Origin of the sequence: Methyloversatilis sp. XJ19-13 (assembly GCF_024580155.1) — a bacterium.
GTDB lineage: Bacteria > Pseudomonadota > Gammaproteobacteria > Burkholderiales > Rhodocyclaceae > Methyloversatilis.
This window is the reverse complement of sequence record NZ_JANINH010000011.1, coordinates 1-14,117: the sequence shown is the minus strand read 5'-3', so window position 1 is coordinate 14,117 and position 14,117 is coordinate 1. Positions and strand designations below refer to the sequence as shown.

The 14,117-nt window shown below is 66.4% G+C and carries 16 protein-coding genes; 15 read left to right on the top strand and 1 reads right to left on the bottom strand.

Features of this window, described 5'->3' with window-relative positions:
• Positions 1 to 4 precede the first annotated feature (4 nt).
• The 14 genes from rsmG to NMQ14_RS13970 all read left to right on the top strand — a co-directional run bounded on the left by rsmG (position 5) and on the right by NMQ14_RS13970 (position 11,905).
• Entirely contained in the window at positions 5 to 643 is a 639-nt protein-coding gene (rsmG, locus tag NMQ14_RS14035; RefSeq protein ID WP_257097121.1) for a 16S rRNA (guanine(527)-N(7))-methyltransferase RsmG, read from the top strand.
• A 7-nt stretch (positions 644 to 650) separates the two neighbouring features.
• A complete protein-coding gene (locus NMQ14_RS14030; protein ID WP_069038906.1) occupies positions 651 to 1,421 on the top strand; it encodes a ParA family protein in 771 nt (256 codons plus the stop codon).
• A gap of 35 nt (positions 1,422 to 1,456) precedes the next feature.
• The gene (locus NMQ14_RS14025) at positions 1,457 to 2,314 is read left to right on the top strand and encodes a ParB/RepB/Spo0J family partition protein (protein ID WP_257079232.1); all 858 of its coding nucleotides are present in this window, start codon (positions 1,457 to 1,459) and stop codon (positions 2,312 to 2,314) included.
• 38 nt (positions 2,315 to 2,352) lie between these two features.
• Positions 2,353 to 3,225, top strand: coding sequence for a DMT family transporter (locus tag NMQ14_RS14020; protein WP_257097120.1), 873 nt, complete (start codon positions 2,353 to 2,355; stop codon positions 3,223 to 3,225).
• Positions 3,226 to 3,398: 173 nt separating this feature from the next.
• Positions 3,399 to 3,728 carry a c-type cytochrome gene (locus NMQ14_RS14015; protein WP_257079234.1) on the top strand — a complete coding sequence of 110 codons (330 nt, stop codon included), beginning with the start codon at positions 3,399 to 3,401 and terminating at the stop codon, positions 3,726 to 3,728.
• Between the two features lie 162 nt (positions 3,729 to 3,890).
• The gene (locus NMQ14_RS14010) at positions 3,891 to 4,823 is read left to right on the top strand and encodes an acyl-CoA desaturase (RefSeq protein ID WP_257097118.1); all 933 of its coding nucleotides are present in this window, start codon (positions 3,891 to 3,893) and stop codon (positions 4,821 to 4,823) included.
• 144 nt (positions 4,824 to 4,967) lie between these two features.
• Positions 4,968 to 6,221: a nidogen-like domain-containing protein gene (locus NMQ14_RS14005; protein WP_257097116.1), complete on the top strand. Its 1,254-nt coding sequence runs from the start codon at positions 4,968 to 4,970 to the stop codon at positions 6,219 to 6,221.
• A 172-nt stretch (positions 6,222 to 6,393) separates the two neighbouring features.
• Positions 6,394 to 7,605 (top strand): branched-chain amino acid ABC transporter substrate-binding protein, encoded by a 1,212-nt coding sequence (locus NMQ14_RS14000; RefSeq protein ID WP_257097114.1) that lies wholly within the window; start codon positions 6,394 to 6,396, stop codon positions 7,603 to 7,605.
• Positions 7,606 to 7,612: 7 nt separating this feature from the next.
• The gene (locus NMQ14_RS13995; protein WP_257079238.1) at positions 7,613 to 8,536 is read left to right on the top strand and encodes a branched-chain amino acid ABC transporter permease; all 924 of its coding nucleotides are present in this window, start codon (positions 7,613 to 7,615) and stop codon (positions 8,534 to 8,536) included.
• Positions 8,537 to 8,606: 70 nt separating this feature from the next.
• Positions 8,607 to 8,873 carry a hypothetical protein gene (locus tag NMQ14_RS13990; RefSeq protein ID WP_257097112.1) on the top strand — a complete coding sequence of 89 codons (267 nt, stop codon included), beginning with the start codon at positions 8,607 to 8,609 and terminating at the stop codon, positions 8,871 to 8,873.
• Positions 8,870 to 9,295 carry a PIN domain-containing protein gene (locus tag NMQ14_RS13985; protein WP_257097110.1) on the top strand — a complete coding sequence of 142 codons (426 nt, stop codon included), beginning with the start codon at positions 8,870 to 8,872 and terminating at the stop codon, positions 9,293 to 9,295. The genes NMQ14_RS13990 and NMQ14_RS13985 overlap by 4 nt, the downstream gene beginning before the upstream one ends.
• 2 nt (positions 9,296 to 9,297) lie before the next feature.
• Positions 9,298 to 10,398, top strand: coding sequence for an ABC transporter ATP-binding protein (locus tag NMQ14_RS13980; protein ID WP_257097260.1), 1,101 nt, complete (start codon positions 9,298 to 9,300; stop codon positions 10,396 to 10,398).
• On the top strand, positions 10,395 to 11,204 hold the full coding sequence (locus NMQ14_RS13975; RefSeq protein WP_257097108.1) for an ABC transporter ATP-binding protein: 810 nt from the start codon (positions 10,395 to 10,397) through the stop codon (positions 11,202 to 11,204). Before NMQ14_RS13980 ends, NMQ14_RS13975 begins: the two co-directional genes overlap by 4 nt.
• The gene (locus tag NMQ14_RS13970) at positions 11,204 to 11,905 is read left to right on the top strand and encodes an ABC transporter ATP-binding protein (RefSeq protein WP_257097106.1); all 702 of its coding nucleotides are present in this window, start codon (positions 11,204 to 11,206) and stop codon (positions 11,903 to 11,905) included. Before NMQ14_RS13975 ends, NMQ14_RS13970 begins: the two co-directional genes overlap by 1 nt.
• 126 nt (positions 11,906 to 12,031) lie before the next feature.
• Here the strand turns inward: NMQ14_RS13970 and NMQ14_RS13965 are convergent, their stop codons facing one another.
• Positions 12,032 to 12,859: a DNRLRE domain-containing protein gene (locus NMQ14_RS13965; protein WP_257097104.1), complete on the bottom strand. Its 828-nt coding sequence runs from the start codon at positions 12,857 to 12,859 to the stop codon at positions 12,032 to 12,034.
• A 202-nt stretch (positions 12,860 to 13,061) separates the two neighbouring features.
• On the opposite strand from NMQ14_RS13965, the gene NMQ14_RS13960 reads away from it, so the two are divergent.
• Positions 13,062 to 13,904, top strand: coding sequence for a DNA ligase (locus NMQ14_RS13960; protein ID WP_257097102.1), 843 nt, complete (start codon positions 13,062 to 13,064; stop codon positions 13,902 to 13,904).
• Positions 13,905 to 14,117 lie beyond the last annotated feature (213 nt).

Genomic DNA, 14,117 nt, shown 5'->3' with positions numbered 1-14,117 from the left:
GCCCATGACTCTGCAAACCGAACTGGCCGCCGGCCTCAACGTTCTTGACCTGTCGATTCCCGCTTCCGCGCAGACGCGGTTGCTGCGTTTCATCGCGCTGATGGCAAAGTGGAACGCGGTGTACAACCTCACCGCGATCCGCGAAGAGTCGCGCATGCTGACGCATCATCTGCTCGATGCGCTGTCGATCGCCCGCTTCATTCCGGATGGTTCGACGCTGATCGACATCGGTTCTGGTGGCGGCGTGCCGGGTATTCCGCTGGCCATCGCGCGACCCGACCTCGACGTGCTGTCGATCGAGCCGAATTCCAAGAAGGCGTCGTTCCAGCAGCAGGTACGCATCGACCTCGGCCTGGACAATTTCGACGTGCAGGTCGCGCGCGCGGAAGCGGTGGAGCTGCCGCAGAGCCGTGATTTCATCGTGTCGCGCGCCTTTGGCGATCTGGCCGATTTCATCAAGGTGGCCGGGCATCTGCTGAAGCCCGAAGGCCAGATGCTGGCGATGAAGGGCGTTTACCCGGACGAGGAAGTGCGGGCGATTCCTGCCGGCTGGGCCTTGCGCCGCGCCGAGGAACTGCAGGTGCCGGGCGTCGAGGGCGCGCGCCATCTGCTGTGGCTTGCCCGCGTGCCTGCTGCAGGCTGACCGGCCGATGCCGCGCATTTTCGCGATCGCCAACCAGAAGGGCGGGGTCGGCAAGACGACGACCAGCGTCAATCTGGCCGCCGCGCTCGGTCAGGCCGGCCAGCGTACGCTGCTGGTCGACCTCGATCCCCAGGGCAACGCCACGATGGGCGCCGGCGTCGACAAGCGCACGCTCAAGTCCAGCGTCTACCCGGTGCTGCTCGGCCTTGCCTCGCTTGCCGACGCGCGCGTCACCAGCCCGCATGCCGGTCTGGACGTGCTGCCTGCCAACCGGGATCTGGCGGGCGCCGAAGTCGAACTGGTCGAGATTGAGAATCGGGAAAACCGATTGAAGAAGGCGATTTCGGAGTGCGCAGACGATTACGATTTCGTGCTGATCGACTGCCCGCCCAGCCTGAGCCTGCTGACGCTGAACGGCCTGTGCGCCGCGCATGGCGTCATCATTCCGATGCAGTGCGAGTACTACGCGCTCGAAGGCCTGTCCGATCTGGTGAACACCATCAAGAAAGTGCACGCCAACCTGAACCGCGACCTGAAGGTGATCGGCCTGCTGCGCGTCATGTTCGACCCGCGCAGCACGCTGTCGCAGCAGGTGTCGGCGCAGCTCGAATCGCACTTTGGTGACAAGGTGTTCAGAACCGTCGTTCCACGCAACGTCCGTCTGGCCGAAGCCCCCAGCTACGGCGTACCGGGCGTGCTGTTCGACAAGAGCGCCAAGGGTGCGCAGGCCTACACGGCCTTTGCGCAGGAAATGATCGAGCGGGTGAAAACCCTCTAGCTGCGCACATCCGCAATAAAAAAAGAAGGCAAACAATGACCCCACCCAAACAGAAAGGTCTCGGCCGCGGGCTGGACGCGCTGCTGGCCGGTAACTCCGGCGAGTCCGGCAACGCCGGCGAGCTGCGCACGCTGGCGGTCGGCGCCCTGCAGCCTGGCAAGTACCAGCCGCGCACGCGCATGGACCCGGGCTCGCTCGAAGAGCTGGCCGAGTCGATCCGCGCGCAGGGCATCATGCAGCCCATCCTGGTGCGCGAGGTGGCGCGCGAGCGCTTCGAAATCATCGCCGGCGAACGCCGTTGGCGTGCCGCGCAACTGGCCGGGCTGACCGAAGTGCCGGCGCTGGTGCGTGAAATCGCCGACGAAGCGGCGCTGGCGATGAGCCTGATCGAGAATATCCAGCGCGAGAACCTGAATCCGCTCGAAGAGGCTGCAGGGGTACAGCGGCTGATCGACGAATTCGGCATGACGCACGAACAGGCGGCGAATGCGATCGGCCGCTCGCGCTCGGCCACCACCAATCTGCTGCGACTGCTGCAGCTGGCCGAGCCGGTGCAGGAACAGCTGATCACCGGTGATCTGGACATGGGTCACGCGCGCGCGCTTCTGACGTTGCCGCGCGCCGACCAGATCGCGCTGGCCAATCGTGTCGTGGCGCAGGGCCTGACCGTGCGCGACACCGAAAAGCTGGTGGCGCAGGGCGGCGTGGCCGAACAGGGCGGCAAGCGCGCCGCCAGCGTGCCGCGCGATCTGGCGCAGCTGGAAGAGGAGCTGTCCGATCTGCTGGGCGCCGCGGTCAGTGTGCAGGCCAACGCGCGTGGCGCCGGCAAGGTCGCCATCCGTTTCAATGACCTCGACCAGCTCGACGGCCTGATCGCGCGCCTGCGCGGCTGATCGCCCAGCCCGGCGTTCTGCCGTCGTCCCGACGCTGCATGCGTTCAGCCATCGAATTCCTGCTGCTGGGCCTGGTCTGGGGGGCGTCGTTCGCGTTGTACCGCGTGGCAATCCCGGAATTCGGCCTCGCCGCGACCGTCAGCCTGCGCCTGCTGCTGGCGGCGACCGCACTGTGCCTCGTGTTCGGGTCACCGTTGCGCGGCGTTGCGGCGACCGACCGGCGGCGCACGCTCGGCTGGCTCGCGCTGATCGGCGCCGGTATCACGGCGCTGCCCTTCACGCTGTTCGCCGAAACCGTCATGCGATCCAGCGCCGGCTTTGCGGCGGTGCTCAATGCCAGTTCGCCCCTCTTTTCCGCCCTGCTCGCGGTGTGCGTGTGGCGGGAGTCGCTGTCCCGCAGCAAGGCGGTGGGCCTGCTGCTGGGTTTTGCCGGTGTCGCATTGCTGGCCAGCCTGCGCGAACTCGGCCCGCTGCGCATCGGAATTGACGCCGTGCTGCTCGGTCTCGCGGGTGCCGCCTGTTACGGGCTGGGCGTTCAATTGGCGCGGCGCAAGCTCGGCGATCTCGATGCATCGTCAGTGGCCACCGCTTTTTCGGTCACCGGAGCGTTGCTGCTGCTGCCCTGGGCGCTGGCGTCGCTGCCCGGCGCGTTGCCGTCATGGTCGGCGATCACTGCGGTGCTGGTACTCGGCCTGGTGTCGACCGCGCTTGGCAACTTCATGTATTTCCGGCTGCTTGGCCGTATCGGCGCGACACCGGCGCTGAGCGTCACGTTCTTGATTCCGCCCTTCGCCATGCTGTGGGGCCACCTGCTGTTCGAAGAGGTGCCGACACCCGCGATGCTGGCCAGCACGGCCGTCATTCTGGTCGGTACGGCGCTGACGCTCGGCTGGCGGCGAACGCCCGGGTGATATTCCCGGTCAACGGAGGGCACCGGACCGCCGTTATCCGCGAGGGTCGGCGCGTTTCGCGTGGCTTGTTCACCGTCTGCGGCTGGACTAGACTTGCGACCCGCGCCGCCGAGTTGATGCCGGAGAGCCCGGCCCCGCGATAATCATTGATTAAACAACTGTCGAGGAACGTCATGAGAACGATCATTTCTGCCGCCGTCTGTGCCATCGCGCTCGTGAGCGCACCGGCTTTCGCCAGCAAGGACCTGGCGACAGCCAAGGGCTGTCTGGGCTGTCACGCCATCGAAAAGGCCGGCGTCCTCGGCCCGGGCTACCAGGCTGTGGCGAAGAAGTACGAAGGCCAGAAGGACGCCGAAGGCAAGCTGGCGGCCTTCATCCGCGCCGGCACGCCGGCCGGTTCCAAGCTGATGTGGGGTGGCGCGGTGCCGATGCCGGCCAATCCGGGTGTCAGCGAAGCCGACGCGAAGAAGCTGGCTGCCTGGATCCTCGCAGGCGCCAAGTAAGGCGGCAGCGCACGTATCGCAGCAGAAGGCCGGCTGGCAACAGCCGGCTTTTTCTTTTGTTGCGCCGGAATAGCGGGCCTTACACCCCCTTTATCGGGCCAACGGGCGACGTTGGCCTTGCTACGCTCGCGACCGACATGTGTCTGTCAGGAGAAGTCGAGCATGAGTGCAACGGCCCCGCCGCGCGTCCGTTACGGCAAGCAGGTCACCGAATCGATCAATCAGACCCGGGTGCGCTACGTCATCCTGTTCGGCTGCGCGGTGGCGACCCCCTTCCTCTTTCCCCCGACCTGGCCGCTCGTGCTGCTTGCTGTTGCCAGCTACGCGCTGCGCATGTTCGGCGTCGAAGCCATCTACCACCGCTACTTTTCGCACCGCGCCTTCAAGTGCTCGCGCCCGGTCCAGTTCGTGCTCGCGGTGATCGCATCACAGTGCGGCCAGCACGGGCCGCTGTGGTGGGCGTCGGTGCATCGCGTCCATCACCAGAACGTCGAACAGCCGGACGATCCGATCTCGCCGCGCCAGCATGGCCTGATGCAGTCGCACGTCGGCTGGGTCTGGTGCGAGCGCTACAAGGACACCGATCTCGACGTGGTGCCCGACTTCGCCCGCTTTCCGGAAATCCTGTGGGTGAACAAGCACTACACGCTGCTCATGTTGTCCGGCGCCTTCTTCATCTGGCTGTTGGCGACGGCGGGTGCCTTCGGTCCGACCGTGACCGGCGGCGCGGCGCTGATGTGGGGCTTCTTCCTGCCCACCGCGCTCGGCGTGCAGACGGTGTCGCTGGTCAATTCGATCGGTCATTTCGGCCATCTGCCCGGTGGCTATCGCCGCTTCGACACCGACGACGATTCGGTCAACCGCCCGCTGCTGGCACTGCTGACGATGGGTGGCGGCTGGCACAACAATCACCACCGCTACGGCGCCAGTGCACGCGCCGGCTTCGCGTGGTACGAAATCGACCTGACCTACTACATCCTCAAGTTGCTGGCCACGCTGGGCATCATCCGCGATCTGCGGGACCAGTTGCCGGACGATGTGCGGGAAGAGGGCGGACTGACGCCGGCCGCCTCGAAGATCGGTGACCTGCGCTGATGGCGTGTCGCACTTCTTTACACAGTCGATCACCGTGCTCCACCGCAAAACCGGAGCGGACTGTTCCCATAGCATTTTTTTATGACAGTACTGTGATGGAACGATAGTTGCTGCGCTCCGGCATTGCGTTCAAGGAGCTCTGCCATGGTTTTTCGTCGTCTTGCCCTGCCCCTGCTGCTCGCCTCGTTCGCGGGTTCTGCACAGGCCATCCCGCTGCTCGATTTCGGCGTCGGGGATGAAGGCTTCGGCACCGAGTTCCTCCCGGCGAATGACGACGAATCGACCAATCTGCTTGAGCTGCCGTTCGACATCAACTTCTTCGGCAGCACGTACAGCAGCTTCTTCGTCAACAATAACGGCAACATCACCTTCGAGTCCGCACTCGGCACCTTCACGCCGGATCCGTTCCCGGTCGCCAGTCAGCCGATGATTGCGCCGTACTGGGCTGACGTCGACACGCGAGTGGCGGGCAATCTGTGGATCCACTCGCCGAATGCCGACACCCTCGCGGTGACCTGGTCGTCCGTCGGCTACTTTGGTGACCAGATTCCAGGTGGCGGTGAAGAAGGCGGCGACGGCGGCGGAGAGACGCTGCTCGCCGCGGCCGTCGGCCCGAAGACGAACAGCTTCCAGCTGGTGTTGCGCAATCGCGCCGATACCGGTGCGGGCAATTTCGATATCGATTTCCGTTACGAACGCCTCGAATGGACCACCGGCGACGCCAGTGAAGGCTCGGATGGCCTGGGTGGCATTCCCGCGCAGGCCGGCTACGATGCCGGTGATGGCGTCAATTTCCTGACGTTGCCCGGATCGCGCTCCGACGCCGTGCTCGACCTGCAGCACGCGAGCAATGTGTCGGCCGAGACACCGGGTCTGTGGACGTTCGCGATCCGCAACGGCGCGCCGCCCGGATCGTCGCCATCGAACCCGCTGTTGCCGGTGGCCACCGATGAAGGCTGGTCGTTCACCTTCAACGTGCGGCCGGGCGAAACCTTCTTCATTGATCCCGACATCGCCATCGGCTACGACTATTTCCTTGAAAGCGGCCCGCTGTTCGCCAGCGTGCTGCTGCCGGAACTGGGCGACAACGCCTACGAGATCTGGCTGTGGAACGGCACCGAGTGGGTGTTTGCCGACAATGTGCTGGCTGGCGAGGAATACACGCTGAGCGAAGGTGTCGACCGCTTCCGCGTGCTCGGCATCGAAGAGAGCGTGGCGCTCGATCCGCTGAACCCGACCGCCTTCGTCACCGGTCTGACCTTCGATGGTAGCGGTGCGGTCCAGCTGTCGCAAAACCCCATCGTGCTGTCGCTGCCGGTGCCCGAGCCGGAAACGTATGCGATGTTCCTCGCCGGTCTGGGCCTCATCGTGGCGGCGCGCCGCCGCGTGCGCAGCTGACGCAGCGCGCTTCCGAAGTACGTATCGACCGGCGTGCGAGCTGACGCAAGCACACGCCGGTCATTTTGTCCCTCGTCCGTCCGGCGCCGCAGCGCACAAACAAAATTGACGCTGCCCGCAGCCGCCCGCAAAATCCGGCGCTGACCTTCTTTCAGCCTTGCGGAGACTTTCCATGACCCAGCTCTTCCCGTCGCGTCCCCTGCCTGCGCTTCTCGTTCTGTCGGCCTGCCTGCTCGCGGCGTGCGGGGAACAGTCCGATACAGCGCCGTCGGCGGCACCCGCGGCCGGCTTGCCGGCGATGGACGCGCCGCTGATCGTGCGGCTGGGTCATGTGGCGCCATTGACCGGGCCGCAGGCGCATCTGGGCAAGGACAACGAGAACGGCGCCCGGCTGGCCATTGATGACCTGAACGCCGAGGGCTTCCAGATCGGCGACAAGCCGGCACGTTTCGAATTGCTTGGCGAAGACGACCAGGCCGACCCGCGCCAGGGCACGACCGTGGCGCAGAAGCTCGCCGATTCGCGCGTCAATGCCGTCATCGGTCACCTGAACAGCGGCACCACCATTCCGGCGTCGCGCATCTATCACGACGCGGGTATCGTCCAGGTGTCACCGTCGGCGACCAATCCGCAGTACACCCGCCAGGGTTATGCCGGCGCCTTCCGCGTGTTTGCCGACGACGTGCAGCAGGGCGGCGCACTGGGTACCTTCGCGATGAAGAACCTGAATGCGCGGCGCATCGCCATCATCGATGACCGCACCGCCTACGGTCAGGGTCTGGCCGACGAATTCGAGAAGGCCGCCAGGGCGGCCGGCGCGGAAATCGTCACGCGCGAATACACGACCGACAAGGCAACCGACTTTGCCTCCATACTGACCAAGGTGAAATCGACCTCGGCCGACCTGCTGTTCTACGGCGGCATGGACACCCAGGCCGGCCCGATGGCGCGCCAGCTGAAGACACTCAATCTGGGCATCCCCATGCTGTTCGGCGACGGCGGCTGCACGGTGGAATTCCACAAGCTGGCCGGCGAGGGCGCGGAAGGCCACTACTGTTCGCTGCCCGGCGTGCCGCTGGAAAAGATGGCCGGCGGCACCGCATTCCGCGACCGCTACAAGGCGAAGTTCAACACCGACATCCAGCTCTACGCACCGTATGCGTACGACGCGGTGCGCGTGGTGGCCGAGGCGATGAAGAAGGCCGGCTCGACCGACCGCATGAAATTCCTGCCCGAGCTCGAACAGATCAACTACCCGGGCCTGACCGCGCAGATCGCCTTCGACGAGAAGGGCGACATCAAGAACGGTGCAGTGACGCTGTACCAGGCGAAGGCCGGGGCCTGGTCTCCGCTGGAGACGATGGGCGGCGACGCGACGCCGTAAGCGCCGCGTGGACATTTTCATCCAGCAGATCATCAATGGTCTGGTGCTCGGCAGCATCTATGCGCTGGTGGCACTGGGTTACACGATGGTCTACGGCATCCTCGGGCTGATCAATTTCGCGCACGGCGAGGTGGTGATGATCGGCGCGCTGACTGCGCTGACCGCCATCGGCCTGCTCGTACCGTCGGGGCTGCCCGGACCGGTGGTGGTGCTCGGCGGCCTGCTGATTGCGATTCCGGTCTGCATGGCGGTCGGCTTTTCGATCGAGCGCATCGCCTACCGGCCGCTGCGCAATGCGCCGCGGCTGGCGCCGCTGATCACGGCCATCGGCGTGTCCATCGTGCTGCAGCAGCTGGCCATGATGGGCTGGGGCCGCAACTACCACACCTTCCCGGCCATCCTGCCGACCACGCCGCACCAGGTGTTCGGCGCCGCGATCACCGACCTGCAGATCCTCATCGTCGTCACCGCCGCCGTGCTGATGGCCGCGCTGCTGTGGCTGATCACGCGCACCCGGCTCGGCCGCGCGATGCGCGCGACATCCGAGAACCCGGCGGTGGCGCGGCTGATGGGGGTCGATGTCGATCGCGTCATCGCCTTCACCTTCGTGCTCGGCTCGGCGCTTGCGGCGGTGGCCGGCGTCATGGTCGCGGCCAACTATTCGATCGCGCACTACGCCATGGGCTTCATGCTCGGCCTGAAGGCGTTCACCGCCGCCGTGCTGGGCGGCATCGGCAATGTCGGCGGCGCCATGCTGGGCGGCCTGCTGCTGGGCATCATCGAAAGTCTGGGCGCCGGCTACATCGGCGACCTGACCGGCGGCTTCCTCGGCAGCCACTATCAGGACGTGTTCGCCTTTTTCGTGCTCATCCTGGTGCTGGTGTTCCGCCCGTCCGGCCTGATGGGCGAGAAGGTTGCGGAGCGGGCATGAGTGCAGGGCGTCAGCAACACATAACCTGTGCTACGCTGGTCCCGTGTGAAATTTCGATGTCGAGGGCGACATGGCCAATCTGACGTTGGTGATTGACGACGAGTTGCTGCAGAAGGCGCGAATCCGCGCAGCGAGCGAAGGGACCTCGGTCAATGCGGTCGTGCGCGAGCAGATTGCCCGTTACGCCAGCGGCCGTGAGGCGCGCCTGCGCGCGTTGGCCGAACTCGACGCACTGGTCGACCGCCTCCAGCCCTCCAGCGGAGGCGGCCGGACCTTCGATCGCAATGACATCTACGAAGAGCGGATGTCCCGCCACGGCCCGGCGCGCGAGCAGTGAAGTTCTTCTTCGACACGAATGTGCTGCTGTACCGGATAGATACGGCTGACCCGATCAAGCAGCGGTCTGCGCGCGCGTGCTTCAATCACCACGCCGAAGCCGGCAACGCAGTCATCAGCACGCAAGTCATGCAGGAATTCCATTTCGTGCTTCGGGCACGATTCGCGTCCACCGTTCCGGCGGAGGACGCTTTCCGCATGACCGAGGCGCTGACCGTGCTGGACGTCGTGCAGGTCACGCCGCAACTGGTATTGATCGCGGCGCGGCGCAGTCAGCATCATCGACTGTCGTTCTGGGACGCGCTCATCGTATCGGCCGCCGCCCATGCCGGATGCGACACGCTGATCACCGAAGACCTCAGTCACGGCCAGGTGATAGACGGCGTGCGCGTCGAGAACCCATTTCTCGGTAACGCTGCGTGACCCTGCCCGGCGACCCCAAACTGCGCGCCCGGCTGGGCATCGTGCTGATCGGCATCGCGCTGGCGGTGCTGCCCTTTGTCGTCGGCGCGAACTTCGGCAATTCGTGGGTGCGCATCATCGATTTTGCGCTGCTCTACGTCATGCTGGCGCTTGGTCTGAACATCGTGGTCGGCTTCGCCGGCCTGCTCGATCTGGGTTACATCGCCTTCTATGCGGTGGGCGCCTATCTGTATGCGCTGCTGTCGAGCCCGCATCTGGCCACCGCATTTCCGGCGGTATTCGCCAGTGCGCCGGCCTGGTCCGTGTGGCTGGTGCTGCCGCTGGGTGCACTGGTCGCCGGCCTGTTCGGCGTGCTGCTGGGCACGCCGACGCTGAAGCTGCGCGGCGACTACCTCGCCATCGTCACGCTCGGCTTCGGCGAAATCATCCGCATCTTCCTGAACAACCTGAATGCACCGCTGAACCTGACCAACGGACCGCAGGGCATCAACAACATCCAGTCGGCGCAGATCGCCGGTCAGTCGCTCGGCCGCAGCTTCGAACTGTTCGGTCTGCAGATCCCGTCGGTCACCGCGCACTATTACTTCTTCCTGGCGCTGACGCTGCTGGTCATCTTCATCTGCGTGCGCCTGCAGGATTCGCGGCTCGGCCGCGCCTGGGTCGCCATCCGCGAAGACGAACTGGCGGCGCGCGCCTGCGGCATCAATACGCGCAACGTGAAGCTGCTGGCGTTCGGGCTGGGCGCGACGTTCGGCGGCGTGGCCGGCGGCCTGTTCGCCGGCTTCCAGGGCTTCGTCAGTCCGGAGTCATTCGGCCTGCTCGAATCCATCATGGTGCTGTGCATGGTGGTGCTGGGCGGCATGGGCCACATCGCCGGCGTCATCCTCGGCGCGCTGCTGCTGGCGTTGCTGCCCGAAGTGCTTCGCTGGGGCGCTGCACCGGTGCAGCAATGGCTGTTCGGCAAAGTGCTGGTCGATCCGGAATCGCTGCGTCTGCTGCTGTTCGGCGTGGCGCTGGTGCTCGTGATGCGATGGCGACCGGCCGGCCTGTGGCCGTCGGCGCTGCGCAAGCGCGAACTGGCCGCACACGCGGAGGTGGCATGAGCAACCCCGCAGGCACGATCGCGCAGGACGCCGTGCTGCTGACGGCCAGCGGCGTGTCGAAGCGCTTCGGCGGCGTGCAGGCGCTGCGCGAGGTGTCGCTGACGATACGGCGCGGCGAGGTGTATGGCCTGATCGGACCGAACGGCGCCGGCAAGACCAGCTTCTTCAACGTGCTGACCGGCCTGTACAGCCCGGACGAGGGCCGCGTCACCTTCGACGGGCGCGACCTGCCGCCGGGCGTGCCGCACCGCATCGCCGGCGCCGGCATTGCGCGCACCTTCCAGAACATCCGGCTGTTCGGCGCCATGAGCGCGCTCGAGAATGTCATGGTCGGCCGGCACATCCGGCTGCGTACCGGCGTCATCGGCGCCATCCTGCGCACGCCGGCGGCGCGCGCCGAAGAAGCGGCCACCGAAGCGCGCGCGCATGAACTGCTGCGCTATGTCGGCATCGATCAACTGGCCAACCAGCAGGCCACTCACCTGAGTTACGGCGACCAGCGCCGGCTCGAAATCGCCCGCGCGCTGGCGTCCGAACCGAAGCTGCTGGCGCTCGATGAACCGGCGGCCGGCATGAACGCCACCGAAACCGCCGGTCTGCGCACGCTGATCGAAAAGCTGCGTGGCGACGGTCTGACCGTGCTGCTGATCGAGCATGACGTGAAGCTGGTGATGGGCCTGTGCGACCGCGTGGCCGTGCTCGACTACGGCGAGAAGATCGCCGAAGACGTACCCGACGTGGTGCGCCGCCATCCGCGCGTGATCACCGCCTATCTGGGCCAGCAGGCCGACCCGGAGGCCGCCTGATGCTGAAAGTACGCGGGCTGACCGTGCACTACGGCGGCATCCGGGCGGTCAAGGGCATCGATCTGGACATCGCGGCCGGCGAGAAGGTGGCGCTGATCGGCGCCAACGGCGCCGGCAAGACCAGCACGCTGAAGGCGCTGGCGCGCATGCTGCCGGCCGGCGGCGAAGTGCGTTTCGACGGCGGCGACATTTCGCATGCCCCGCCGCACACGCTGGTCGGTCGCGGTCTGGCGCTGGTGCCGGAAGGCCGTGGCGTATTCGCCCGCCTGTCGGTGCGCGAAAACCTCGACATGGGTGCTTATGCGCGCGACGATCGCGCCGCCATCGCGGCCGACCTTGATCGCGTCTACACGCTGCTGCCCCGGCTGAAGCAACGCGCCGGTCAGACCGCGGGCACCTTGTCCGGCGGCGAACAGCAGATGGTCGCCATCGGTCGCGCATTGATGAGTCGGCCGCTGCTGCTGCTGCTCGACGAGCCGTCGATGGGCCTGTCGCCGGTCATGGTCGACACCGTGTTCGGCGTCATCCGCGACATCTCGCGCGACGGCGTCACCCTGCTGCTGGTCGAACAGAACGCGCGCCTTGCGCTGTCGCTGTGCGACCGCGGCTACGTGATGGACAGCGGCCGCATCACGCTGGCCGCCGCGTCGGCCGAGCTGCTCGACAACCCCGCCGTGCGCGCCGCCTATCTGGGCGAGTGAGCAGACAGTCGCCGTCGACCGGCGCAATGATGTGTGCAATCGGCTGATCGAGCAGGACATGACCGTCATCGACAGCCTGCGCGACCGTCGCTGACCGACTCGCAGGCTCCTTTGCTGCAACGACGTTCAGGCCCTGTTGCGGCGGCGACGCGCCACCATCAGCAGCAGGCCCAGACCGGCGCCCATCATCAGCACCGATGACGGCTCCGGTACCGCGCTGATCTGCAGGAAGGGGCGCAGCGACGCATCGGCCGACGCCGACGAGGCATACAGCGCACCGACGTAGCGGCTGTTGCCGTCAACGTCGAATTCCACCACGTCGCGCTGCGCCAGCAGCACACCGTAGTTCGACGACGGATTGTCGAGCCAGCTGCGCACCAGCGCCGTGGCATCGAAGCTGACCCAGCCATTCACGCTGTTCTGCACCGTGCTCGAGCTGGCCGCCATGGCGGTCATCGGCGCGGTTTCCCAGGTCACGCTGCTTTCGTTCCACGCGTTCAGCACCTGGAACAGGTCGGTGGTGACCGGGTGCTCGGCACTCGGGCTTTCGAACGGCGACAGCGACGGCACGCCATACAGGTTGATCGTCGCGCTGCCGACGCCGGCCGACGTCAGGTTCAGCAGCCCGAGGTCGAAGCGGATCAGGGTTTTGGTGTCATGTGCCCGCTCGACGCCGCCTTCGCCAAAACGCGGGTCGGTGTCCGAGGTGCCGAGGAAGTTGCCGAATGGCACGGCGGCCGGCGGGTTCAACGCCGACAGCGTGCTCGTGTCGAGATTGGTGCGGCGCGGGGCCGGAATGCCGAATACACCGTCGATGCCGAACTCGTAGATGAACACGTCTTCGCTTGACGCTTCGTCCGGCTGCAGCGTGACATTGACGGCGGCGTTCGCGGCGTGGCCGAACGACAGGGCGGCTGCCAGGACAGCGGGTGCAAACAGGGTTGAAGCTTTCATCTGAACCTCCGGAGTGTTGTGGGGTGACTGCGTCATGCCGGAACCGGACCTGTGTCGGCGACACGGTCAGACTCGCGACGTCTACGCAGCCACGGCGCCGTCAGATGCAATGTCACCCTCGATCATCGAAGGTCGGGCGACGTTGATGCCATTGACATGTTTGGGCTAAGCTTGGCGTCCCGCTTCCCGAGGAATCGCCAGCATGGTCCGCCTGCCCGCATGGCTGCGCTTCGTGCTGTGCGCACTGTTGTCGATGCAGGCCGCGCTGGCTGAACCGCCGACGCTGATGCACGCGCAGCGCCATCACGACGGCATCGATCCGGCCGCCTACTGGGTCAGCGAAAAGCTGGACGGCGTGCGCGCCGTGTGGGACGGGCGGGTGCTGCGCTTTCGCAGCGGGCGCCCGATTGCGGCGCCGGCCTGGTTCACCGGGCCCTTGCCCGCTTACCCGCTCGATGGCGAACTGTGGATCGCCCGCGGCCGCTTCGATGTGCTGTCCGGCATTGTTCGACGCGATGTGCCGGACGACGCCGACTGGCAGCCGGTGCGCTACCTGCTGTTCGACCTGCCGGGCGCACCGGGCGACTTCAGCCAGCGTCTTGAGCGCCTGACCCGCATCGTCGCCGACGCGGGCCTGCCCTGGCTGCAGGTCGTGCCGCAGTGGCGCGTGGCCGACCGGGCCGAACTGGCATTGCGCTTCGACGAGGTGGTCGCCGGTGGCGGCGAAGGGCTGATGCTGCACCGGGCCGACGCGCTGTGGACCGCCGGGCGCAGCGATGCCCTGCTCAAGCTCACGCCCTTTCTTGACGCCGAAGCGACCGTGACCGGCCACGTGCCGGGCAAAGGCCGGCACCGCGGCCGGCTCGGCGCGCTCGTGGTGATGGATGCCGAAGGCCGACGCTTTCGCATCGGCAGCGGCTTGAGCGACGCGGCACGCGCCGCGCCGCCGGCCATCGGCGCACAGGTGACCTACCGTTATCGCGAATTGACCACCCGCGGCCTGCCGCGCTTCCCGGTGTTTGTCCGGGTGCGCGATCTGCCGTAGCGGGTCCCTTGGGAGCGCCCGCTGTGGGAGCGGCGATCCACTGCCGGCCCTGCATGGCCGGCCGGCTCTGCGGGCGGCGAGCCGTGCTCGCCGAAACCCCCGCTCTGCCCTAATACCGTTCAGTTAAGGTCTTTTTTCAGAACGCGGACGGTGTAGCGCTTTGGCCGGGCTTTGACAACACGGGGGCATTGACGCCCCCGTCGTTTTTCGACG